This is a genomic window from Lactiplantibacillus sp. ME-2 (assembly GCF_022549155.1).
GTDB lineage: Bacteria > Bacillota > Bacilli > Lactobacillales > Lactobacillaceae > Lactiplantibacillus > Lactiplantibacillus plantarum.
In genome coordinates this window covers 32,981-58,553 of sequence record NZ_JAKZEQ010000019.1, presented here as the reverse complement: position 1 = coordinate 58,553, position 25,573 = coordinate 32,981, and the positions used below count along the sequence as shown (strand labels likewise).

At 44.0% G+C, this 25,573-nt stretch carries 21 protein-coding genes; 2 read left to right on the top strand and 19 right to left on the bottom strand.

What is annotated here, in order from left to right:
• Window positions 1–721 precede the first annotated feature (721 nt).
• Complete coding sequence (locus MMY95_RS08565) at window positions 722–2,827, bottom strand: LTA synthase family protein (protein WP_053267058.1); 2,106 nt, start codon at window positions 2,825–2,827, stop codon at window positions 722–724.
• A gap of 155 nt (window positions 2,828–2,982) precedes the next feature.
• Window positions 2,983–3,219, bottom strand: a complete 237-nt coding sequence (locus MMY95_RS08560; protein WP_003643297.1) for a YkuJ family protein — start codon at window positions 3,217–3,219, stop codon at window positions 2,983–2,985.
• Window positions 3,220–3,410: 191 nt separating this feature from the next.
• On the opposite strand from MMY95_RS08560, the gene MMY95_RS08555 reads away from it, so the two are divergent.
• Window positions 3,411–4,598, top strand: coding sequence for a pyridoxal phosphate-dependent aminotransferase (locus MMY95_RS08555; RefSeq protein ID WP_053267059.1), 1,188 nt, complete (start codon window positions 3,411–3,413; stop codon window positions 4,596–4,598).
• A gap of 160 nt (window positions 4,599–4,758) precedes the next feature.
• On the opposite strand, the gene MMY95_RS08550 is transcribed toward MMY95_RS08555, so the two are convergent.
• From MMY95_RS08550 to MMY95_RS08520, 7 genes are all read right to left on the bottom strand, one after another.
• Complete coding sequence (locus MMY95_RS08550; RefSeq protein ID WP_016511307.1) at window positions 4,759–5,997, bottom strand: D-alanyl-D-alanine carboxypeptidase family protein; 1,239 nt, start codon at window positions 5,995–5,997, stop codon at window positions 4,759–4,761.
• Window positions 5,998–6,060: 63 nt separating this feature from the next.
• Window positions 6,061–7,116 (bottom strand): lysylphosphatidylglycerol synthase transmembrane domain-containing protein, encoded by a 1,056-nt coding sequence (locus MMY95_RS08545; RefSeq protein ID WP_003643294.1) that lies wholly within the window; start codon window positions 7,114–7,116, stop codon window positions 6,061–6,063.
• A gap of 3 nt (window positions 7,117–7,119) precedes the next feature.
• Complete coding sequence (locus MMY95_RS08540; protein WP_003643293.1) at window positions 7,120–8,142, bottom strand: glycosyltransferase; 1,023 nt, start codon at window positions 8,140–8,142, stop codon at window positions 7,120–7,122.
• 75 nt (window positions 8,143–8,217) lie between these two features.
• The gene (locus MMY95_RS08535; RefSeq protein WP_003643292.1) at window positions 8,218–9,396 is read right to left on the bottom strand and encodes a glycosyltransferase family 4 protein; all 1,179 of its coding nucleotides are present in this window, start codon (window positions 9,394–9,396) and stop codon (window positions 8,218–8,220) included.
• 540 nt (window positions 9,397–9,936) lie between these two features.
• Window positions 9,937–11,667: a phosphoenolpyruvate--protein phosphotransferase gene (gene ptsP / locus MMY95_RS08530; protein WP_053267061.1), complete on the bottom strand. Its 1,731-nt coding sequence runs from the start codon at window positions 11,665–11,667 to the stop codon at window positions 9,937–9,939.
• Window positions 11,667–11,933, bottom strand: a complete 267-nt coding sequence (locus MMY95_RS08525; protein WP_003638282.1) for a phosphocarrier protein HPr — start codon at window positions 11,931–11,933, stop codon at window positions 11,667–11,669. The genes ptsP and MMY95_RS08525 overlap by 1 nt, the downstream gene beginning before the upstream one ends.
• 149 nt (window positions 11,934–12,082) lie before the next feature.
• Window positions 12,083–12,280, bottom strand: coding sequence for a hypothetical protein (locus MMY95_RS08520; RefSeq protein WP_003646540.1), 198 nt, complete (start codon window positions 12,278–12,280; stop codon window positions 12,083–12,085).
• 482 nt (window positions 12,281–12,762) lie between these two features.
• On the opposite strand from MMY95_RS08520, the gene MMY95_RS08515 reads away from it, so the two are divergent.
• Window positions 12,763–14,982: an ATP-dependent Clp protease ATP-binding subunit gene (locus MMY95_RS08515; protein ID WP_003644206.1), complete on the top strand. Its 2,220-nt coding sequence runs from the start codon at window positions 12,763–12,765 to the stop codon at window positions 14,980–14,982.
• A gap of 114 nt (window positions 14,983–15,096) precedes the next feature.
• On the opposite strand, the gene MMY95_RS08510 is transcribed toward MMY95_RS08515, so the two are convergent.
• From MMY95_RS08510 to MMY95_RS08465, 10 genes are all read right to left on the bottom strand, one after another.
• Window positions 15,097–15,648 (bottom strand): tyrosine-type recombinase/integrase, encoded by a 552-nt coding sequence (locus MMY95_RS08510; protein WP_003646539.1) that lies wholly within the window; start codon window positions 15,646–15,648, stop codon window positions 15,097–15,099.
• A 193-nt stretch (window positions 15,649–15,841) separates the two neighbouring features.
• On the bottom strand, window positions 15,842–16,231 hold the full coding sequence (locus MMY95_RS08505) for a MarR family transcriptional regulator (protein ID WP_003643287.1): 390 nt from the start codon (window positions 16,229–16,231) through the stop codon (window positions 15,842–15,844).
• 540 nt (window positions 16,232–16,771) lie between these two features.
• Entirely contained in the window at window positions 16,772–17,737 is a 966-nt protein-coding gene (locus tag MMY95_RS08500) for an ATP-binding cassette domain-containing protein (RefSeq protein ID WP_104795629.1), read from the bottom strand.
• A gap of 6 nt (window positions 17,738–17,743) precedes the next feature.
• Complete coding sequence (locus tag MMY95_RS08495; RefSeq protein ID WP_241277592.1) at window positions 17,744–18,823, bottom strand: ABC transporter ATP-binding protein; 1,080 nt, start codon at window positions 18,821–18,823, stop codon at window positions 17,744–17,746.
• A gap of 15 nt (window positions 18,824–18,838) precedes the next feature.
• Window positions 18,839–19,873 (bottom strand): ABC transporter permease, encoded by a 1,035-nt coding sequence (locus MMY95_RS08490; RefSeq protein WP_003643239.1) that lies wholly within the window; start codon window positions 19,871–19,873, stop codon window positions 18,839–18,841.
• Between the two features lie 3 nt (window positions 19,874–19,876).
• A complete protein-coding gene (gene opp3b, locus MMY95_RS08485; protein ID WP_003644204.1) occupies window positions 19,877–20,806 on the bottom strand; it encodes an oligopeptide ABC transporter permease in 930 nt (309 codons plus the stop codon).
• A 157-nt stretch (window positions 20,807–20,963) separates the two neighbouring features.
• Window positions 20,964–22,607 carry a peptide ABC transporter substrate-binding protein gene (locus MMY95_RS08480; RefSeq protein WP_003643237.1) on the bottom strand — a complete coding sequence of 548 codons (1,644 nt, stop codon included), beginning with the start codon at window positions 22,605–22,607 and terminating at the stop codon, window positions 20,964–20,966.
• Window positions 22,608–23,153: 546 nt separating this feature from the next.
• Complete coding sequence (locus tag MMY95_RS08475; RefSeq protein WP_003643236.1) at window positions 23,154–23,534, bottom strand: DUF1634 domain-containing protein; 381 nt, start codon at window positions 23,532–23,534, stop codon at window positions 23,154–23,156.
• Window positions 23,534–24,379, bottom strand: coding sequence for a sulfite exporter TauE/SafE family protein (locus MMY95_RS08470; RefSeq protein ID WP_003644203.1), 846 nt, complete (start codon window positions 24,377–24,379; stop codon window positions 23,534–23,536). Before MMY95_RS08470 ends, MMY95_RS08475 begins: the two co-directional genes overlap by 1 nt.
• Before the next feature lie 228 nt (window positions 24,380–24,607).
• Window positions 24,608–25,489: a LysR family transcriptional regulator gene (locus MMY95_RS08465; RefSeq protein ID WP_087509516.1), complete on the bottom strand. Its 882-nt coding sequence runs from the start codon at window positions 25,487–25,489 to the stop codon at window positions 24,608–24,610.
• Window positions 25,490–25,573: the final 84 nt, after the last annotated feature.

Below are 25,573 nucleotides of genomic sequence, written 5' to 3'. Positions count from 1 at the left end.
AAAATCAAGAGACCCTACACATTTGATTCGTCGAAACTTTGTTCAGTTTTCAAAGGTCTAAATCGTTCGTTGATTACCTCAACGCAACTATTAAAGTCTATCATCATCAGAACAAGCTGTCAACATCTTTTTATAAATTATTTTGAATAACTATTCAATGTAAATGCTCACATCAATTTGAATATTCATAATAATGAGTAATGTTGCATATCGCTCTTAACGACAAGAAATATAATACCAAGAATAACGACCCGGGTCAACCCTTTTTATGAATTAATTTCAGAAAAGTTTTAAACACCGATTAATGTCGCAATAGACTATATTTTACGGGGTTTTTATTAAGATAGCAAGCAAAAGTTCAATAAATCTCCCTTTAATTTTCAACGACTGTTTTTCAAAGTAAACCAACGCTAGCATAATGAATATTATTTCGCTGACAATCTACCAAATCAAGACAACCAATCAGTCAGCATCCCCCACCTCATCACCGTACTTTATCGGTTCACAACATCCGCGACGCGCCTACCATTCCAACTTTGCATTTACTTGGGACCCCAAAATTGGTAATACTTCATCGTTCACCATCAGTGTCAATTCACACTGCGCAACAATCGGCTTAATAATAGTGTACCGCGCTGTGGTCAAAACAAGTGACAGCTTACTTCCGCAACCAAAAAGGGATAACGCCGTCAGCGTTATCCCTTAGTTGATACGAGTTCGATTAATCAGAACTACTGCTTGAACTACTACTACTGTCACTCGAGCTAGACAGTTCTGGTGCATCCGTCTTATACAGACTCTCCGTTGATTTGCCCTTATGCTTCGAGAGAACACTCGTCTTCTTCTCAGCTTGGATCTCTTTCAATGATTTGAGGGTCTTAGTCAGCTTATAACTATAGTCCGACTTATTGCCCTTCTTAAAGCCCTTAGGCGTGTAGAACCGTAGTAAGTCACCCTGGATGACCCGATCAGAGAGTGAGAGTTCCGTCGTCACATGATTTTGCATCTGTTTGACAGTATCCTTCTGCTTCGTCGTCATATCCGTTAGCTTCTTACCGGTCTTCGAATCATAGACTGTCCCACTGATCTTCGTATATGTCGGTGAGACAAAATCCCCGTTCCGGAAAGCCACTGTCTGGTTATGCTGTTTCGACAGTAAGTCCGTTCCGAACTGGATGTAACCCTTGTTCTTGATCCCTAACAGGTCAAAAATCGTTGGCAACGCATCAATTTCACCACCATACGTGTGGTTAATACCACCCTTGATTCCTTCAGAATGAATCATAAATGGTACTTTCTGGAATTGAGCCAAGTCGAAACTCGTTACCGACTTTTTACCCAATAACTGTGCAATGGCAGCCTTATGGTTGTTTGAAATCCCATAATGATCTCCATAAAGCACAATCATACTATTCTTATATAAGCCGGCCTTCTTCAAGTAACTAATGAATTCGGCAAAGGCTTGATCAAGATAATGGGCCGTTTGAACGTAGCCATCAACGGTTGAATCCCCGGTCGTCGTCTTATCGATCGACTGGTTCTTCTTATCCAATTCGTATGGATAGTGGTTCGTCAACGTAATCAGCTTTGCGTAGAATGGTTGTGGTAATTGCTCCAAATACTTAACAGAGTCTTTGAAGAAGATTTTATCCTTCAAGCCATAACCAATATTGTAGTCTGACTTCTCTTTATAGTAAGAAGAGTAGAAGAAGTAGTTATACCCCCACGACTTATACGCGTTATCCCGATTCCAGAAACTAGCCACATCACCGTGGAAAGCCGCAGTCGTATAGCCCTTTTGTGACAGGATTGCTGGCGCTGCCTGGAACGTATTCGACGTCCCATACTGCGTCATCGCTGACCCGGTTGGTAAACCAAACAAGGAGTTTTCCATCATCATTTCAGCATCAGAGGTCTTCCCTTGCGCCACTTGATGGTAGAAATTATCAAAACTCAAAGTACTCTTATCATGATAGAACTTGTTCAGGTTCGGGGTAACTTCCTTACCATCGACCTTATAATCAATTAAAAATTGCTGGAAACTTTCCAAATGAATCACGAAGACGTTCTTGCCCTTCGCTTTACCAAAGTATTTGACGTTCTCGCCAGCCTGGTTTTTCTTGAGGTAGGCTAACACACTCTTCATATCACTACTACTTGCTTGGGCGCGCGTCGCACTTTCCTTTTCGGTCTGATAGAAGCTATACCCTGCATATGTGTTGAGTCCCAAGTACTTAACGATGTAGTTGTTATCAAAAGTCCGCGTCAATAAATCTGAACGGTCATGTTCAGACATGCCGAGGTCAACAGCAAACAACGCCACCCCAATCATGGTCAGTGTTGCCGCATACCGAATTTTGAAAGGCCGTGGATCGATCCGAATGACCTTGAAGGCTAATAACAGAATCAGCAACACGACATCTGCATAAACTAGGAAGTCGGTTCCATGAATGATCTGTCCCAAACTCTTTCCGAGGTTATTACTAGCAGCACCGGAACTCTTAATTACCCCCGCCGACATGAAATCAGAGAATTCCCGGTAATACAAGATATTGGCAAATAACCACGTCGTCTGTAGGGCGTCAATGATCATCATAATCCAATACTTTAAGCGACCACGGAAATATAGGGCAATACCGAGCAGCACGATCGCTGTCGGAAATGGATTCAAGAACAAGATAAATTCCTGAACGGGTCCCTTAACCCCTAAAGTAAACTCGCTCTTATAAGCGATATATGTCTTTAGCCAAAATAAGACCACGGTTAGGAGGTAAAAGCCCAACGTTGTGTTGACCTTCCCAACCGTGTTTTTTATAAATTTAGGCATGGTAATTTCTTCCTCCGTTATTGCTATTAACAAATCCATATTATAACGGTTGCGTACTAGTTAGCAATATCTTGAAGATTTCTTCAAAAATTCTTCAACATTACAACGCGTCATAATATGGATCTATCGAAAATCTATCTGGATTTTGGGGGAATCTAGTTATCCGTTAGCAAATCGTATAATTCAATTGCCACGAGGTCAATGTTATCAAATTCAAACGTTTGGTCTGGATTGAATTCTTGTAACGTGTACGTCGAGGTAGCGGGATCATACGCTACTTGCCCACGTTGAACGCCTTCCTTTTCGAACCGCCGTGATTGCACTTCGGTTGCTTCAGTTGTGCGCATGGCTTCTAGTCGTTTGAGAATTGCTGATAGTTCAGATTTATCCATTATACTAATCTCGCTCCTTCAAGTTTTGTTTACATTCTAGCAAAAAATAGGACTAATAACACGTTTTTTTAGTAGAAAGCCCATTTTTACCACAAATTTTCACACTTATAATTATACCCTAACTTCCTGCTAAGACGGTGAGAAGTTGTGCTAAAATTAGAACAACTTATAAATTAAAGGAGTTCGGATATATGACACTATTTAGAGACGATCTCAATGAAACCATCAGTCACATTCAAGTTTCAACCATCCGCCAGTTTGACGAAGAAGTTAGTGCGATACCTGATATGGTCAAGTTAACGCTCGGTGAACCCGATTTCAACACGCCTGAGCACGTTAAAGTGGCTGCTAAAAAGGCGATTGATGACAACTACTCCCACTATACTGGCATGGCAGGTCTGTTGGAGCTACGCCAAGCGGCCGCCCACTTTCAAGAGACAAAGTACGGCGTCCACTATGATGCTGAAGACCAAGTCTTAGTGACCGTGGGAGCGACTGAAGCTATCGCAACTGCATTAACGACGATCTGTAATCCTGGTGACGCCATTATCATCCCGTCCCCAATCTTTCCAGCGTACATCCCCATCATTCAAGAAGCACATGCCAAGCCCCTCTTCATGGATACGGGCGTTAACGATTTTGTCATTACGCCTAAGATGGTCGACGATTTTATTGCTGCTCATCCTGACGAGAACTTCAAGGGAATCGTGTTAAACTACCCGAATAACCCCACTGGTGTCACCTATGTTGAAGATGAAATCAAAGCGCTCGCCGACTGTTTCCATCGCCATAACTTGTGGGTCGTATCCGATGAAATTTACAGTGAACTGACTTACGGTAGCGACCACGTCTCAATTGCTAAATTCATTCCTGACGAAGTGATCCTGATCAATGGCTTATCGAAGTCTCATGCTATGACTGGCTGGCGAATCGGCTTCCTGTTTGCCTCTAAGGAAATGACGGCCCAACTTAAAAAAGTCCACCAATACTACGTCACTGCAGCAACCACGATTGCTCAGAAGGCCGGTGTTGAAGCCCTCACCAACGGAATCGATGATGCGCAACCAATGCGGCAAGAATACCAAGCTCGGCGTGATTTCGTTTATCAAACGATGTCGAAGCTCGGTTTCAAAATCGCACGTCCTACCGGAGCCTTTTATATCTTCGCGAAAATTCCAGCTGGCTTTGAACAAGACTCGATGGCATTCTGTAAAGACTTAGCACGCAAGAATCAGCTCGCGATTATTCCAGGGACTGGTTTTGGTGCCGAGGGGGAAGGCTACGTGCGTCTAAGTTACGCTGCTAGCATGGAAAAGCTCCACCAGGCCATGGATCGCCTCACTGCATATATGCAGGAACCTGCTAACTGTATCAACTAAGCAACGACAGTCCACCAACTAACTGTCCTAGGTCATCACTGTTAGTCATTTCAATGACTGAATTGGATTCAACTCAAAAAGGTGCGCCAACTACTCGTAAATTACGATAGTTGGCGCACCTTTATTTGTCTTCAGCATCACACGATCTATTAAGCGAGCATCACTTTGCGAACGCATACGTGCCCGTGGTGGTCCGTTTCGCGGGCGCCGTTGCCCATTGAAGTGGTCCAAGCATCGTCAGCGCTTCAGGCGTCCGATAAATGACTTCCTTCGTCGTTCCTGACAATGGATCCGTCAATCGCAATTTAAGAACGGCCGTATTAGCAGCCAGATAATTTGGCGCTGTCCGATGTAATGGCCACAAAGCAATTTTGGTCTGCGTTATTGGCTGCTTACTATTCACCCACAGTTTTGAATTGTACTTCGTCACCAGACGCACTTTGGTCTGCGTCCCCGGAATCTGATAATTGATGCTCTTAGGTACAACCTGTTTATACTGCTCGGTCGTTTTGAGCATCAGCCGCAAGTTGTTGTTCGCCGTAAACTGCCACGCACCGCCAAGTGTTGTTGCAATCATCCGGTGGCCGTTCTGCCGGTATGTAGCGACTAAGCAAGCACCGGCCTGATTCGTATAACCGGTCTTCAGTCCATCGACTGGCACGCGGGGATCATAGTACTCGGCGCCCTTCAGGATCTCCACCGAAGTTGGGACCGTATACTTATGAATTTTGACTGAACGTTGATTAGCAACTTGAATAACATCGGGGTAAGCATCAATCAAATGTTGTGCAATGGTCGTCACAGCCCTTGCTGACACCAGATTTTGGTCCTGATCGCTGGTTCCCTTGATTTTTAAATCGTAATTTTTTAAATCAGTATTATCAAGTCCCGAAGCGCTAATAAAACTCGCATCCAAATGCCATTTGGCCGCTTGTTGATTCATTAATTTAATGAACTTATCATTACTGCCAGCAACATACTCCCCCAGCGCAATGGCACCACTATTCGAAGACCCTACCAAGGTAGCTGCGAATAACTCCCTAACCGTAAACGTCTCCTTGGCAGGCATCGGCATTACGGATAAAGTTGCACTGGTTGCCATCTTGCGGACATTTTTGCGAATTGGGACTGCATCCGTCCACTTGATTTGACCATGCTCGATGGCCCGTTCAACTAAATACAGCGTCATGAGCTTACTCAAGGACGCAATTGGTAATTTCTGATCGGCATTCTGCGCATAAACGACCTGACCAGACTTGGCATCCATCACGTAGGCGGCTTTGACCTCATCCGCCTTACTACTGGTCGCGTGTGCCGCTACATTGCAGCTCAACACCCCGCTGACTGTCGCTGTCAACACTAGTCCCCATACCAACCGTTGTTTGATTAACTTTAACATAGTACCTTCCTTTAATTCGTAACCGCGAAAAATGGGTCGAACAATGATGTCGGCCCATTAAAATTACTGTTCTTGTGAATCCGACCGGCTAGGTGCCGCAATCGGAATTTCTTCTGCTTTTTCAGGCCGCATCGCCATGGCGATCATCCCTAAGAATAGTCCTAAATAATACGTTAAGATCCGCCAGATCAGCATCGCTAAAATCAGCTTACTGTGGCTGGGAATGAACTTAGCAAACAACGCCGTGAAACCAAATTCAGCACCACCGGCCCCACCTGGAATCGGGAATAGTGATGTCACTAAGAAGATCAACACGTTCAAACTAGTCACCATAATCAAATTAACATCATCGATTCCCATTGCCCGCATAATAAAATACGGAATCAGGTAGTAAAACAGTAGCTGTAAGAAGGTGACGATACAAACTTCGACCAGCATCCGCCAGTCCTTGGTCATTCGAACGCTTTCTTCGTAGAACGAATCGATTTTTTCACTAATATTGTTTTCGAACTTGGCAAATCGCTCAGCTTTCATAAACCAGCTGACCGGGATCAAGACGATCTTCACCGCTCGTTTTGTAAAGTTGTACCAGTACATCACCAGCAACAGACCAACAATCACCGCAAAGTGAATCAGAAAACCTAACAAAACGTATAGTGACAGGTAACTTAACTTTTCAGCTAAATAATGAAAACCAATTAACATGGCGAATAAGAAATTCAATACCACCATGGCCTGAAAAACAACAAACTTCATCAATGCAACTGAACTTGCCCGCCCAGCGTCAATCCCTGATTGTGCCATCACGAAGATTTGGGCAGGTTGGCCACCCGAAGAAAACGGGGTGATACCGTTGAATAGTTGCTCGGCTAAAGGAACGCGCAGGGCACTCTTAAAGCGATAGTTCCGATAACGGTGCCTGACAAACTTTTGCACCACCACGGCTTCCAGACCGAAGTATAGTCCGACACACCCTAACGCAACTAATAACCACCACCAATTCAAAGTGAGAATATCGTCCATTAGATTGCTTAGTTTGACATTGCGCAGTGAGTACCACGAAATGCCGACGCCTAACGCAACCATTACGAGTAATGACCAGATATTTTTTCTTGTCATTGACTACCCCTCTTTTGCCTGTTGCAAATAAAAATCATGCCAAACTTTGGCAAGGCGCTCTTCCGAATAATCCTGAGCAGCCAAAACCGCCTTGTCATGCAAGAATTGCAACCCGGCTGGATTATGGCGTAACTGGTCGATCTGTCGTTGCATATCATCAACATCACTGGCTGCTTGATAGTAGCCATCAATGATTGCCCGGTACAAATCTAAATCCCGGAGCAATACTGGTGTCCCACAACTGAAGGCTTCCAACACGGACATCGGAAATAACTCGTTATAAGAAGGCAGTAAGAAAAGATCCGCCATATTATAATAGTCCACCAATTTCTCACGAGGAACGATGCCTGGAAACGACAGATTAGCTGGCGGGTTATCCACCACCTGCTTCAACTCCTGATAACCATCCGTAATTCGGCCAAACGAGAACCCACCGGCCCATACAAACTGGATATCTGGATTCTGCTTTGCAAGCGTAATAAAATCAGGAACACCTTTCCGATCCTGAATCTGACCGGTCCCGATAATCATGAATTTATTTTGATCATAGCCGTATTGTTGGCGCAAGCGCAACTGTTTAGCCTTAGTCATTTCGTAAAATTCACGTTTGCTGACAAAATTCGGAATATACGTTACATCTGCTCTTTTGATATGGTATGCTTCCAATTTTGGAATGAAAGTCGGGTTCACCACCACAATGTGGTCCATCCGCTTATAAAATGAGATTAAATAACGATTGAAAATCATTTGGAATGGTCGTGGCAACTTCAAGCTACCCTCGAGCGTCTCTGGTAAGAAATGCACGTAACCGATTTTACGGCCTCGATTAGGCATAAACGTAGACAGGTAAAACATTGGATTAACCGTATGGTAATGTGAAACGGCGGAGCGCCCATATCGATTGACTTTAATATTAAATTCATCCTGCCAATGGGTCCGCAACAACCGCATCAATTCTAGATAGGCGCTGCCGACTCCCTGACCCTTGACGGAGTCAGCTTTTGAAAACATGGTAATGTCTAACATAATTCGTCCCCTTACGCGTCATACGTCGAATAAGCATCCCCGGTTTGGCGGTGCTCATTGACGATTTGACACACGTTAATTACTAATATTCGCCGATTTATCCGCTGATTCAGAATACGCCAGCTGTACGTCTTGATAGTAGTTGATCACTTGCTTGCCGAAATACTCTGCGGAAATTTGGTAAAGCTTCTTCTGCCGTGGCTTGGGATCGTTAAAAGTATTGGGATGTTGTAAATAACGCACAACATCCTTGATCAGATCGGTCTCACTTGTAAAGGTCGTCCCCAGTGACGGATCATCAAGTAATTGATCCGTGTACGGACTAGCAGCCACTACCGTTTTAAGGCCCGCAGCCATTGCTTCAATGTACGTCAGCCCCTGTGATTCTGAGTTCGAAGCCGAAACGAACAGGTCAGCCATCTGGTAATAGTTATAAACTTCATCATTATCAATTTCACCGGTAAATTGTACGTGCGCCGTTAAGCCGGCGTCTTGAACCTGATTTTCCAGTGTTTCACGTGCCGGACCATCACCTACAATCAGGAGTTGGGCATTCGGCACCTGTTCTAAGATCGCCGGTAGGGCTGCAATGACTTCGTGAATGTTTTTCTCGTAGGCCAAACGACTCAAGGAAAGTAATACTGGCGTATCAGACTGATAGCCGAGTCTTTGCCGATAATCCACCGTCGACTGCTGCTCGTACTGATTAATGTCGATTCCAGTCGGAATAATGCGAATTGGCGCTTTAACGCCGTAGCCCGTCAGTGTATTTGCAACCCGCTCACTCGGTGCTACAATCCCGTTCAGATGATAACAATACGCCCGTGTGGCCTCCTTAACGTGGTATGGCTTTAACAACTTACCATTCGCAATATAATGTAGATAATCCTCATACATCGTGTGGTACGTATGGATACATGGGACTTTTAATTGTTTGGCAACAAACTTACCAATCATCCCCATGGAGAATTCTGTCTGCGTATGAACAATATCCAGGCCAAGATCCTTAGCAACCTGGTAAGCCTTAAAAAGCCCGCGAACGGCGATGCGCCGATCCGTGAACGAAACAAATGGAATACTCGTAAACCGAAAAATATTGCGTTCATAAATATTCTTATCAACATGGGGATCCGTGGTCGTAAAGATATAGACTTGATGACCAGCCCGTTCGAGTTGATTGCGTAACACCTTGATTGACGTTGCGACCCCACTCACTTGTGGATAGTATGTGTCTGTAAATATCCCGATATTCACGTAGATTCTCCCCTTATTTCCATCAATTAACCGTGCTGCTAATCGATGTTGCTTAACCGCGCTTAGATCATTATTTCATGATCATCACGAATTCGACTTAATGCCTGTATTATAAACATTATATTGGTTAAATATCCGAGTTGCAAATAATCTTAATATAAATTAAGAGTTCATGACAAAATCTATCTGACCAGCTACACCTATAGAAAATGAATTCGAAATGATGAATTGTAATCGCTAGGCATCACTCAACACCGCCATTACATCGTTTTCACTACACCAACTCTTCACCGTCAACAGCGAGTAGCAATGTGCCCTGTGTCCATCATTGACTAGCGCGCGGTCGCAACTATGGACAATTGTCACAATGCCTAAATGTCCAGTCAATTCGCGTCATGTACTGTGCCAGCTCTCATCATACCGGTGCGGGTAGCCCACTCCCCCGTCGTGCTAAACCCGGGGCTAGTACCAACTGGTTAATGACCCGCATTTACCCACAAAAAAAGAGCAAATCTGCAGATTTGCTCTTAGTTTGATTGTTTATTTACCGAAGACGTTCTTTTCAACTAATTCTTTGACTTCTTCGTTAGTAACACACTCGTTAAGTGCCTTATCAGCTAATTTAGCCATTTCCTTAGTATCAAGTTTCTTCATTAATGAACGTGTCTTAAGCACGGAAGTTGAACTCATTGAGAATTCATCCAAACCTAAGCCCATCAATAATGGCACCGCAATCTGATCCCCAGCAACTTCACCACACATACCCGTGAAGCGGCCGTTCGCGTGAGCAGCGTCAATAACATGCTTGATCAAACGCAACAACGATGGGTTGTATGGTTGATACAAGTATGACACTTGTTCGTTACCACGATCAGCAGCAAATGAGTATTGAATCAAGTCGTTAGTCCCAATACTAAAGAAGTCGACTTCCTTAGCAAACTGGTCAGCTAAAATAGCTGCCGCTGGGATTTCAATCATGATACCAAGCTTGATGTCGTCAGCAACAGGCGTACCAGCTGCAACCAACTTGGCTTTTTCTTCCTCAAAGATAGCTTTGGCTTTACGGAATTCGTCAAGCGTTGCAATCATTGGGAACATAATCCGTAATTGACCGTAATGTGACGCACGTAATAACGCACGTAACTGGGTCCGGAAGATGTCATCACGATCGAGGGAAATCCGAATAGCCCGATAACCCAAGAATGGGTTCATTTCATCAGGTAATGGCAAGTAAGGTAATTCCTTGTCACCACCGATATCCATGGTCCGAACAATAACGGGTTTGCCGTTCATCCCTTCGACAACCTTCTTGTAAGCTTCAAATTGGGTATCTTCGTCAGGTAATTCTGAACTGTTCATGTACAAGAATTCTGAACGGAATAATCCAATGGCTTCAGAGCCAGCATCCAAAACCCCATCCATATCGTCAGGTGTCCCGATGTTAGAAGCTAATTCAAAGTGCTTGCCGTCCTTAGAAACGGTGGCCTCGTTCTTCAACTTAGCCCATTCAGCCTTTTGCGCAACAAAGTCTTTAGCCTTTTGTTGGTAATCAGCAACTTCAGCATCCGTTGGGGATACTAAAGCGTCACCGTTGATACCATCCAAGACGACCGTATCGCCTTCTTTGATATCAGTCGTGGCAGATTCAGATCCAACGACCGCTGGAATTTCAAGCGTCCGTGACATGATGGCTGAATGACTAGTCCGACCACCAATGTCAGTAATGAAGCCCTTAACATACTTACGATCAAGTTGAGCTGTATCACTAGGTGTTAAATCGTGGGCAACCACGATTACTTCGGAGTCAATTAAAGCTGGACTTGGTAAGGTTACCCCTAACAAGTGGCTTAAGACCCGCTTCGTTACGTCGCGAATATCACCGGCTCGTTCTTGCATATATGCATTATCCGTCATCGCTTCAAACATTGAAATGAAAGTATCAGTAACTTCCTTCAAAGCTTCTTCAGCATTGACTTTATCATCCTTGATCTTACCTTCAATTTGTCCGAGCATTTCTGGGTCAGACAAAATGGTGATATGAGCTTCAAAAACTTCTGCTTCTTCTTCACCCAAGTTTTCAACCGCTTTGTCTTTAATGACCTTTAGTTCAGCCTTGGAAGCATCGAAAGCGTCATGTAACCGTGCAACTTCAGCATCCGTATCGGAAACTGTTGTCTTTTCGAATGATAAATCTGGATCAACTAGCATATAGGCCTTAGCAATTGCAACACCATCACTGGCCGCAATTCCTTTTAGTACCTTTTCAGCCATTATTCAGATAATCCTTCTTTCTTCATCGTTTCAGTTAAAGCTGCGATAGCGTCGGCTTCGTCGGCACCTTCAGCAGAAATGGTAACGTCAGCGTCTTTACCAACACCGAGTGACATAACACCCATGATGGACTTTAAGTTAACGGACTTGTCTTGGTATTGCAACGTAATTTCTGAGTTGAACTTACTTGCTGATTGTACCAATAAAGTTGCGGGACGTGCGTGGATACCAGTGTCTGCGATAACGTGAAATTCTTTCTTTTCCATAACTATTCGATCTCCTTCAAGATAAATAAATTTAAAATTGGTTCCGAGTCAATTCGAGTTGCCGCCAACACGTATACTCAAGAGCCCTTAATAATGATGATAGCAATTATCCAATTAAAATACAAGCCCTTTCATTCAAGCTAGGCCTATTAATTGGTTGTCTTACCATCCTTCTCGAAATGGTAAACAATGCGGCCATCTAAGTCCGCTGTACCAATGACTCGTTTACGATACTCATACTTCATATAGGCGTCGTGAAAAGCCATAAATTCATCCGGCGTTACGGTAAAACTGTCGCGTTCGCCATGACGCAACGCTTCCATTAACTGGGTATAATCCGTTGCCAAACAATTACCGCCTCCTCAAAGTTAGGTTGACACATTACTGCATCATTATTTTGATATTTACGAACAAAGTTCTCCGCCGCTCACTGGCTGTTGACGGTCACCAATGAAAAACGATGCGCTGCAAACATCAAAACTGGTCAGGCTCGATACATGCAAAAAAACCGCTTTGTACTATAATATAGACAGACAGTTACATCATCACTTATCCTAACCAGATAATTAATATACAACGAATCCGGTTACATGACAAGCTATGAGTTGCGACTATCCAGACTATTCAGAAATAATTGAATCAATCAGCCATTGCGAATTATCCCGGCCGCACGTCCAGTTTTGACCCTGAGGCTTTTCACTTGCAACAGTCCGTAAATTCGCTATACTAATAGTCAAAGGTCAACAAAGGTCAAAGAGCCGATGAACCTTTAACTATGATCCTAATCGATTTAGTTATATTTCTGATGCGAAAGGTGTGTGACAGCATAATGCTTTGTGACAATTGCCATAAGAACGAAGCGACGATCCATTTATATACGAGCGTCAACGGTCAGCGGCGACAAATCAACCTTTGTCAAAATTGCTATCAACTGCTAAAGAATCAGGAACAGCAACCAAATAACGGAGTTGGAGGTGCTGATATGGCACAAGATCCATTCGGTTTTGGTGGTCTTGACGACATTTTCCGTGCAATGCAGGGTGGCGTTGATCCTAATAACGCTTACCGGCAACAACAGACCCCACCGACCCAGCCAGCTGGTCCTAATGGCGGCAATCGTCGTGGCAATAACAACGGCGGTGGCCTCCTTGGCCAATACGGCTTCAACTTAACAGCGCAAGCTAAACAGGGCAAAATCGATCCAGTGATTGGTCGCGATACCGAAATTAATCGGGTTATCGAGATTTTGAATCGCCGGACCAAGAATAACCCCGTTTTAATTGGTGAAGCTGGGGTTGGTAAAACGGCGGTCGTGGAAGGACTAGCACAGAAAATCGTTTCTGGTCAAGTTCCACAAAAACTGTTAGATAAAGAAATTATTCGTTTGGACGTGGCTTCCCTTGTTCAAGGTACCGGTATTCGAGGTCAATTTGAACAACGAATGCAACAATTAATGAAGGAAGTTCAAAGCAATCCGAATATCATCCTCTTCATTGACGAAATCCATGAAATCATGGGTGCCGGTAATGCTGAAGGTGGTATGGATGCTGGGAACGTCCTGAAACCCGCCCTTGCCCGTGGTGATTTCCAATTAGTTGGGGCCACGACATTAAACGAATACCGCGACATCGAAAAGGATGCCGCCCTCGCCCGCCGGTTCCAACCGGTCACGGTCAACGAACCGAGCGTGGAAGAATCTATCAAGATTCTCGAAGGTATTCAGAAGAAGTACGAAGACTATCATCACGTTAAGTACGATCAAGATGCCATTGTGGCAGCCGTCAAGTTGTCAAATCGTTACATTCAAGATCGTTTCTTACCTGATAAGGCCATCGATTTACTCGATGAAGCTGGTTCACGTAAGAACTTGACGTTGAAGACGGTCGATCCAAAGACGATTCAAGAAAAGATCGACGAGGCAGAAAAGCAGAAACAGGACGCCTTGAAGAAGGAAGACTACGAAAAAGCCGCCTACTATCGCGATCAAGTTGCTAAGTTAGAAAAAGCTAAGCCCGATGAAAGTTCAGACCAGCCTAATAACGATACTGCCACTGTAACAGTCAAGGACATGGAACAAATTGTCGAAGAAAAGACAAGTATTCCAGTTGGTGACTTGCAGGCTAAGGAACAGGCTCAAATGAAGACCTTAGCACCCGACCTTAAGAGTACGGTTATTGGTCAAGACCAAGCGGTTGAAGCAGTTGCCCGGGCCATCCGGCGTAATCGAATCGGTCTGAACGGAACTGGCCGGCCAATTGGTTCCTTCATGTTTGTTGGCCCAACCGGGGTTGGTAAAACTGAATTAGCTAAACAACTTGCTAAGGAACTGTTTGGTTCCCAAGACGCCATGATTCGGTTTGACATGAGTGAATACATGGAACCACATTCAGTAGCTAAGTTGATCGGTTCACCGCCTGGCTATGTTGGCTATGAAGAAGCCGGTCAGTTAACTGAACAGGTTCGTCGTCATCCATATAGCCTAGTCTTACTAGACGAAGTTGAAAAGGCTCATCCGGATGTCATGCACATGTTTTTGCAAATCCTCGATGATGGCCGGCTGACCGACTCACAAGGTCGGACTGTCAGCTTCAAGGATACGATCATCATCATGACTTCCAACGCTGGGACTGGCGACAGTGAAGCTAATGTCGGTTTTGGTGCCGCTGCTGAAGGCAAGACGCACGATATCACTAGCCGGTTGACGGACTACTTCAAGCCAGAATTCTTAAACCGGTTCGATGACATCATTCAATTCAACGCTTTATCTAAGGAAAACTTGATGAAAATTGTTGGTTTGATGATCGAAGATGTCAACGGCATGTTAGCTAACCAAGGCTTACACGTCCACGTCACAGAACCTGTCGAGGAAAAACTCGTTGAACTAGGTTACAACCCTCAGATGGGGGCTCGCCCACTCCGGCGTGTTATCCAGGAACAAATCGAAGATCGCATCGCCGATTTCTATTTGGACCACGGCGACGTTAAGAACATGGTTGCAAAAGTTGAAGACGGCAAGATTGTTTTGGCGGCTGAGACGAAGTCCGAATAAGATAATTAAATTTAGAGCCAGAAGCGTAAACAATCGTTTACACTTCTGGCTCTTTTTTGTGCCTACCTCAAATCCTCATTGAGTCGCTATGAATAGCCCGCGTCTCTGCCATAATTAAACGCCTAATTTAAAGTCCCATAATTGTCGTTCCAAATTATCACGCTCAATGCCAATATAGCGTTTTGTCACCTGCTCGCTCGAATGATTGAAAATCATCATCAATCCGGCAATGTCACGAGTCTTTTGATAATAATGATAGCCAAATGTCTTGCGCAACGTGTGCGTACCAATATCATCCCGCTCCAGGTACTCACCGGCCGTCTGAAAGACTCGATAGACACCATTAACGGTTAAAGCTCCGCCCCGACCACTACAGAATAACGGTTCATTTGCCCCCCGATACCGCGTAAAGTGGGCTAATTCCGTTTTGAGGTTTTTCAAAAACAACCAGCGCTTCTTGCCCGTTTTTTGTTCCATGATCATAACACGATCTTTGCCACGTACTTGCCCAACCTTCAGTCGTAAAATATCACTCATTCGTAATCCCGTGTTAATTCCAACCAAAACAATCATGCGATTACGCTCCCCATAACGCGCTTGTGAAACAGCCCATAAAAAATCATCGATTTCTTGGTCCGTTCTTAGCGGTTCAACATTATAATGCATACGCTCCATTACACCTCAATCAATCTTATTAAGTTTAAATTACTTAACCTAGAGTAAACTAAACAAAGTAATTGTTAACCTATAATGCTCCCCACTATTAAGTGCTAAAACAAAAGCGCGGGACAAAGAGTCTCCCCTTTATCCCGCGTTAAGGATATTACTTCACTTAATATCCGTGAACGTGTACATCTGCCTATAATTGCAAAGCTGATAATTGATCCGCTAACTGTGTTGCTGGTGTCGTGTCAAGTGATTTAGTCAATTGTGCATCAACATCCTTCATTCGATCCTGACCAGCCTTCGTAAGCGTTAAGACCCGTAAACGCCGGTCTTGTTTAATTGGTTGACTTTTCAACCATCCTTGGGTTATCAAGGTGCCAATATTTTGTGCCAACGAGGCTTTCGCCACATTCAACGCATTTGCCACATCACCAATCTGGATACCAGGATGTTGTTCGACATAAACTAAGATCCGTAACTCGTTCAAACTAAGCCCTGTGGCGGACGACCAGTTCGACGTAAGTCGTTTTAAGTCCCGTTCAAGGTGCATGATATTCATAATATAATTAATTGGTTGTTGCATACTAACAGCATCCTTCCTGAAATTTGTACTTTTTTCATTAACCGTTCAAAACAAGCCATTGTCCCTTCGCATGATTTTTAAAAAAATAGTGCGAATTGATTCCTGTTAAATCAATATTTTTGATACGATTCGTCATTGCCGCTCGATAACCGTATCCTTGACGACCTCAATTAAGTCAACGTTTCACTCGCAATATTTTTTTAAAAATGGTGCGAATCAATTATTAAGACGAATAGTTATATTTGTTAACAAACTTTATTAACAATATTATTATTGCATAATTACAAAATTTACACAAATAACTTTGACTACCGGTCACAGTTTAGCTGGTCAAAAATAGCCGTCTATCCCCGATTTAATCGGCTTTTTGACAATTGATTCCATCAATATTTTTTACATATTAAATTTATATGTCAAGTTAACATGAGTTAATTATAATGGTTATTAATTAATAAACTTATCTAAACAGTTAATTAAATATTCTACTGAATAATAAAACAGACGTCGAGTATTCGCACTCGCCGTCTGTTTTATTAGCCGTTACTCAGAAAATTCCGTAATTAACCCCGCGTCAACAGCCCGCTTGGTGTATATCGGGATTTCGTCTTCAGTTGCCCGGACAAAGTGCCCTGGTGCAATTTCGACCATTCGCCGCTTCTTACCGTCATGTTCGGTCGTTTCGTCATAAGGAACCTGCTTACGGTTACGTTCAAACTCTGGATCAGGTACCGGCACCGCCGAGATCAAACTCTCGGTGTACCTGTGTAACGGATGATTATACACTTCATCCGCAGGCCCAATTTCCAGAATCTTACCGTAATGCATAACGCCGATCCGGTCACTGATATACTTAACCATTGACAAATCATGCGCAATAAATAAATAAGTCAAGTTCTGCTTAACTTGTAATTCCTTCATCAAGTTAACCACTTGGGCTTGAATCGAAACGTCCAGCGCAGAAATTGGTTCATCAGCAATGATGAATTTAGGCTCTACCGCTAACGCCCGGGCAATCCCGATCCGTTGACGTTGACCACCTGAAAATTCATGTGGATAACGACTAGAGTGGTCCTTGTTAAGACCAACCGTCTCCAATAAGTCTTCAACTTGCTTGGTTCGGTCTGCATCATCCTTGGCTAAACCGTGAATATCAATCCCTTCCGCCACGATATCCTTGACTTTCATTCGTGGATTCAATGAGGCGTATGGGTCCTGGAAAATCATTTGGATCTCCCGGCGAAATTCATGGCGTTCCTTCTTAGTGTATAATTTAGAAACGTCCTTACCGTCAAAAATGATTTCACCATCAGTTGGTTCATATAAGTGAATGATGGAACGTCCGGTCGTGGTCTTTCCTGAACCAGATTCACCAACTAACCCAAATGTTTCACCTTCATAAATGTCAAAGGAGACGTCATCAACGGCCCGGACTTCATCTTTTTTGCCGACATTAAAATACTGCTTTAAATGGCGAACTTCTAGAATTTTTTTACGTTCATCAGGCATGTCTACTTACTCCTTTGCTACGAGATTTGAAATTGGTGCTTGCGGTTTTTGCATGGCCGCAAACTTTTGCTGACGCCGAACGATTTCAGCAGGTGGCGTTACCTTTGGGGCATCTGGATGAAGCAACCAGGTTGCCGCGTAATGGGTATCAGAAACCTTAAAGAATGGGGGTTCCTTCTCCGTATCAATCTTCATCGCGTAATCGCTCCGCGCTGCAAAGGCGTCACCAACTGGTGGTTCCAACAAATCTGGTGGGGTCCCTGGAATCGCTGATAATGAGCCACTTTCAGTATCCAAGGTTGGCATCGAATTGAGTAACCCCCAGGTATAAGGATGTTGTGGATTGAAGAAGATCTCATCGACTGTCCCGTATTCCACGATTTTACCGGCATACATCACTGCGACCCGATCAGCCATTCCGGCCACGACACCTAAGTCATGGGTGATAAAGATAATCGACGTATCAATTCGATTTTGTAAATCCTTCATCAAGTCCAGAATCTGGGCTTGAATCGTCACGTCCAAGGCAGTCGTTGGTTCATCAGCAATCAGAACTTCAGGATAGCAGACCAATGCAATCGCAATCACAATCCGTTGCCGCATCCCGCCTGAGAATTGGTATGGATAATCATTGATTCTGCCTTCAGGATTAGTAATCCCAACCAATTTCAACATCTCTAGCGCTTGGGCAATCGCTTCTTTTTTCTTCAAACCCTTATGTTTCATCAAAGGTTCCGCAATCTGCATCCCAATCCGCATTGTTGGATCCAATGATGTCATTGGGTCTTGGAAGATCATGGCAATATCCTTACCACGAATGTGTTGCATGTCTTTTTCGGACTTTTTAATAATATCTTCACCGTGGAACATAATGCTCCCACGTTTAATTTCAGCATTAGGTGCTAACAGGCCCATCAGTGAACGTGTCGTCACTGACTTACCAGACCCTGATTCACCAACAATTGCCAAGGTTTCACCCTTACGTAAATCAAAGCTAACGTCACGGATGGCTTTAACTTCGCCCGCATAAGTATGGAAATTGATTTCCAAGTTGCGGACCTCAATCACATTTTCTGGTTTTTCCATAGTGCTGCCGTCCTCCTAACGTTTTGACTTTGGATCAAACGCATCGCGCATCCCGTCACCTAACAAGTTAAAGGCGAGCATCAAGATGATCAGCACGATGGCTGGGTACCACATCTGATATGGCAAGAATTGGAAGTTCTTCTGCCCATCAGAGATCAACGTCCCCAATGAAGCTTGTGGTGAACTGATCCCAATCCCGATATAACTCAAGAACGCTTCGAAGAAGATCGCACTTGGTATCGTGAACATCGTTTGAATAATAATGACACTTGAAAGGTTTGGTAACAAGTGTTTCCAAGCAATCTTGACGGGTGATTCACCCAGTGTCCGTGCAGCCAAAATAAAGTCTTGATTCTTCAATTGCAAGGTCTGTGCTCGAGTCAGCCGGGCCATCGTGGTCCAACCAGTGATCGCGATAGCCGCAATGATTGAGGCCATCCCAGTCTTCGTGAAGGCCGTGGCCATCAACACCATGATAACCAATTGTGGGATGGACGAGAGGATTTCAATCACACGTTGCATGAATAAATCGACGCGCCCACCTTTCCAACCGGAGAGTATCCCGAATCCGACCCCAATCGTCAGGTCAATCAAAGTAGCAATCAACGCAATTTCAAGTGAGATCCGGGTCCCATACATAATCCGCGCCAGTAAGTCCCGGCCCAGATAATCAGTCCCGAGAAGATAATGCACGTCAGACTTTGCACCGGCCGCCGCATACGCATCAACGTCCTTACCAGATTGAGTCAAGTGACCATTCAAACCATGGATACTAACACCCGGAATCTTCGGAGGGAGGTTCGCATACCGTGGCGACTGTGCATTAGGATCAACATGGTAGACTGCCCGTCCACCAAATGCCACTAAGAATAAGAATACTAACACGATAAAGCTGATAAAAGCGGTCTTGTTAGACTTCAATCGCCGCCATACATCTTGGCCGAACGTTAAGGAAGGTGCTGCGATCCGTTCATTATCAGGACCCGCTTGTTTATCTAACGGCTCGAAGTCGCCGGGCTTAATATCGATACTACTTGGATTTTCTGCCATTAACTAGTCCCCATTTCCATTTAAACGAATCCGCGGATCAATAATTCCGTAGACAATATCGGTCAACAATAATAGTAAGCAAAGGAGTGCTGAATAGAAAATCGTCACACCCATGATGGTTGGGTAGTCGTTAACCAGAATTGATTTAACGAATTGTTCCCCAATCCCAGGTACTGAGAAGATATTTTCAACAACCATTGAACCCGTCATCAAGGCGGCGGCCAATGGTCCAATCAGCGTAACCATTGGAATCAAACTGTTCCGCAACGCATGGTGATACACGATACCAAATTTCGACAACCCTTTGGCTTTAGCTAGCTCAATATAATCCGAACTCAGCACGTCCACCATGTCGGTTCGGATAAACCGAGCCGTTTCGGCCAGCGGACTGGCGGCCAAAGCTAACGTTGGTAAGATCGTGTAAGCGAAGCCTTCCCAACCAGCAACAGGGAACCAACCAGCCTTTAAGCCGAGGTAGTATTGTAACAGGATGGCTAACACGAAACTTGGAACTGCGATCCCTAAGATCGATAAGATGGTTGCTAAACGGTCGGCCCAAGTATCCTTCTTGATGGCCCCAACGGCCCCTAGGATAATCCCAAAGACGATTCCGACGACCATCGCTTGACCACCTAACTGCATTGATGGTCCCATCCGGCTACCAATCAGGTAACTGACGGCTTGATCAGAGAACTGGAAGGATAGCCCTAAGCTCCCCTTGAAGATCCCGCCAATGTAAATGAAGTATTGCAACCAAACAGGTTTGTCCAACCCGTATTGGGCCAAGATCGACGCCTTTTCGCTAGGGGTCAATTTAGCTTCATTTTGCAGCGGTGTTCCGGGCATTAACTTCATTAAGAAGAACGTGGCGGTCGCCACAATGAATAATGTCAGGAACAAGTAAAATATCCGCTTTAAAAGATACTTTCTCATGAGAATTCCTCGCATTCTATTAAAATCAACTTAAAAAATAATGACATCCCTCATTATAAAACAAAATGGTAAGGATTAACAATGTGTCAATCCTTACCCCTTTGCTTCACATTCATTCAGTTAAAGCACACACACTTTTTTCTGTGGATTTACATCATTATTTTACGGACATGTACTTGAAGTTGTAGTTTGAGCCCGCAGTGTTGTAGATGATGCCCTTCAGATTGCTCCGAGTCAACGTTGCTGAGGCTTGTTGATAGATTGGGATGACCCCTTGATCATTCATCAATTGCTTTTCAGCAGCAACCATGTCAGCCCAACGTGCAGTCTTGTTATTGGCATCGGCACCTTCCGCCTTCTTCACAGCATCGTCGTATGCGGCACTGTCATACTTCCCATTGTTGTATGAGTTGTCGGACGTGAAGAGTGACAAGAAGGAAATTGGGTCGGTAAAGTCAGCATTCCAGGCAGAGATAACCGTATCGAAGTTCCCGTTTTGTGACCGTTGAAGACGGGTCTTGAATGGGACGTTCTGGTTAGTAACGGTCAGACCAGGTAATTTCTCCCAAGCACCTTGAATAAATTCAGTAGACTTCTTACCACCATCAGTATCGTCAGAAAGAAGCTTGATGTTCAGCTTAGTTTCACCAATTTCTTTCATCCCTTCTTTCCACAACTTCTTAGCTTTCGTTAAGTTGTAGTCAACTGCAGAAGGAACGGCAGCGTCAGTCGTAAAGTCCTTACCAGTTGTCGGGTTTTTAGCTAAGTCTTCAGAAACGTAACCTTTAGAAACGGTCGAACCGTTACCTAACGTATTATTAACGTAGGACTTCCGGTTAATTGCTAATGACAAGGCCTGACGAATCTTCTTGTTCTGGAAAGCTTTGGCTAAAGTCTTATCGCTATCCTTACGATTAAATTCAACGTAGAAAGTTGAAGCCGTCTTCCGAACTAAGTAGTTCTTATCATTCTTATAATTCTTAACTTGTTCGTTGGAAAGTGTCGTAAAGTCGAGCTTATTGGAATTAAATAAGTTCAAGCCAGTTGAAGGATCCTTAACGACTTGGTACTTGATGCTGTCCATCTTAACAGCTTTCTTATCCCAATAATCGTTATTCTTCTTCAAGGTCCATGACAAGTTTGTCCCAGTCCAACCAGTCATCTTGTAAGGGCCGTTATAAACCATGGCCTTACTGCTCGTCCCATACTTAGAACCGTACTTCTTAACCACTTTTTCATTTTGTGGGAAGAAGTTGACAAAGCCCATCAGCTTGTCAAAGTAAGCAATTGGCTTATCCAAAGTGACCGTCAACTTGTAATCACCATCAGCCTTGATCCCTAAACTAGAAACGGGCTTCTTGCCATTGACGATAGCGTCAGCGTTCTTAATCCCTGAATATAAGTATGCGTATTGTGACGCAGTCTTTGGATTAACGGTCCGTTGCCAACCATAAACAAAGTCTTTGGCAGTAACTTTATCCCCGTTACTCCATTTTGCGTTCTTCCGTAAAGTGAACGTATATGTCTTCCCACCATTAGTAACCTTAGTGGATTTCGCAATTCCGGGTGTGACCTTCCCGTTCTTACCGAGACGGTATAACCCTTCATTAGTGTTATTCAACGCGTTAGAACTAACCACATCGGTGGACTTAGAAATGTCCATCGTTGGTAATTCGGCTGATTCGGTCCAATTGGCCGTTTGCTTAGAACTTGAAGAACTCTTGCTTGAGCCACAAGCAGCTAAGAATAGTACGGATGCGCCGGCAACGACGGTTACTTTTGCAGCTGTTTTGAAATTCATATAACCCAACCCCTAACTTTAAAATAGTTTGTGTGTGCTTTTCCCTCGAAAAGTTAAAGTAATTGTATATTATAAATAAATTAAAATCAATCCTAAACTCTAATTTTTATCATTATTTCGTCATAATCGTCTTAATTATTTCATTTTGCGATTATTATCCATACTGATAAACATGCCTGAAATTACTGATATATAAGCAATTATATTCTCACATCAGTGTTCAATTATCAAGTGAACACAATCGGCAATTTTTCTTAATAAATAATTCAAATAACGATAAAAATGACGATATTAGGTCTTTTTTACGTTAGTCAAAACAGCTAAAAGTGCACAAATAAAAAAGAATGCTGATTTTTTATCAGCATTCTCTTATTATTAAACAATATTGGCTAGTTAAGTACTCGTACATCGGCATAAAACACACCAGCCCGTGAATTTACACCAACTTAGATTCTTTCCACATTAACCTCGAAACAAGCTGGTAGCCATTTTAGATGTGCGCCCATTTTAATCACGACTCAACCTGATTAATCAGCTCCGTCTAGCCTAGTTACCGAGATACCCAATCACCGAAGCAACAATCAAGATGATGAGAACAATCGTCGTAATCCAAACATATAAGTGGTCTTTTTCCACTGCAAAGGCGTAGATAGAGACCGCAACCCGCAAAGTTGGCGTTAAAATCAATAGAAATAAACCTAACATAATCACGGCATATGGTTTAAGTGCCACAATGCCGGCTAGAATATCAGCGACCGTATGGGGTTCCATACCATTTGCATAACCACCATTGCCCTGAATCAACATCAGAAGCATCCCAATAATAATCACGATTGCAGAAACAATGACGCCAATTCGTAGAATATACCCAATCATCATTTCAACGGCGTGCATCTCTTGCGCTTTAGTTGTTTTTTGCTTATCCATTAGATGGTCACCCCGAATCCTTTAGCAATCATTTGAATTCCCAGATAGAGCATCACGGGCACAAAGATCATGCGAATCAAGCGTGGCTTGAGCCGCGTCATGATTCGTGAGCCGATTAAGGCACCGACGATAATCCCGATAGCTAATGGGGCCGCGATTCCGGGTTTGATTGACCCATTAAAGAAGTAGACCATCGCACTCGCTGCCGCCGTCACCCCCATCATCAGGTTAGAAGTTGCTGATGACGGTTTAAGCGGCATATGCATAATCGTATCCATGGCTAGCACTTTGAACGCGCCACTCCCGATCCCCAACAAGCCACTGGCGAAACCAGCACCGAACATCATGGAAAAACCACCCGGCACGTTTTCAACCTGATAATCAACTTGCTTATTCAATGCTTTATCATAATAAGTACCATTTAAGTTCAACTGTGTCGCCAGCTTGTCATCTTTGACTGACGGTAATTCACCGTTCTTACTCATTAATTTACGAATCATATTATACGTCGTGAAAACTAACAGCGCCCCAAATAGGAAGTACAGGAATGTTGCATTAAGCACCCCCGTCAACACTGCCCCGAGGACGGCCCCGACCGTCGTCGCAATTTCAAGAAACATCGCGACGCGTAAGTTCAACATCTCATCACGTAAATATGCAATGGTAGAGCCCGAACTCGTGGCAATCACGGCGATAATACTGGCCCCAATCGCATACTTAATATCTAATCCCAAACCAAGTGTCAGGATTGGTGTGACGATCATGCCACCACCGATACCTAAAATAGCACCGAAAATTCCGGCAATTACCCCAACGCCGAGCATTAGCCCTAACGAATAAATCATTTCCTTCACCTTCACCCTTTAAATTTCAATTGTTAGTGTACCATTTAAACCGATTGATATCTAATTATTAAATGAAGGTTAGCGTATCCCCAGTACGACAGTCATTAGGCTTATTTTGCGTCTGAAAACACCACTTCAATTTCTAGCTAGTGTAATCGGTAACAACCCGATTAAATCAGCAATCCACCCTTAACCGCGATTAAATTTTTAGATATCAAACTGATTAAACTAGTCTAGCGACTGCGCTTGCTGGAATTGTGCCATCAAACCGGCAACTAATGGGGTCACTAAGGCTTCCGGGGTCGTTGCTAGGGCCAGTTGAGTCTGAAAACGATGATCCGCCAATGATCGAATCAGCACGTCACCACCGTCATAGGTTTCAGCCAATGACCGTGGCACCAGGGCCACTCCCAATTGGTGATTAGCCCAGTGCATCGCCGTGCGGGCATCATCACAAGTCATGATGTAAGTCGGCGTAACCGACGCTTCCAGAAAGGCAACGTGGAATAATTCATTAAAACGACGGTACTTGATCAATGGTAACGTAGCGAGGTCACTTAGTTGTAACTGGCGCCGCTTTTCAAACCGTGAATATCGCTTCGGAATGACTGCTGCCATCCGTTCTGCGGGAAAGTAACGACAGACTAGATGTTGCGCGTTGAACGGTGTTCGTAACACCGCCACGTCTAGCAACCGTTTATGCAGATCGTCTAACAACTCATACGTATTGCCTTCCGTAATCGCAAGCTGAACATCGGGATGTTGCCCTAACCACTTTAGTAATGCCGTATTCGGCATGACCCCTGCCGAGGATGAAACTGTCCCCAGATTAATGGTCCCCGTCACGCCGTGTGCCAGGGCCCGGACCTTGTTCTCCGCAGTCGCCGACAACTGCGTGAGCTGTTGGGCATACCCCACCAGTAGCTTGCCAGCTTCAGTAACAGTCACACCCTGAGGCAAGCGATTGAAGAGGGTGACGCCTAGTTCAAGTTCTAATTGCTTAATCTGATAGCTCAGTGGTGGCTGCGCCACGTGCAAGCGTTTGGCGGCCGCTGTCATCTGACCTTCCTCTGCCACGGCCAAAAAATATTGTAATTGTTTTAGATTCATCCGTTAACGCCCCCTGTTATTAAATATTAGTATACACGACTGACAAAGCGGGAATTTTACAATTTATTTAAGACGTGCCAGAAC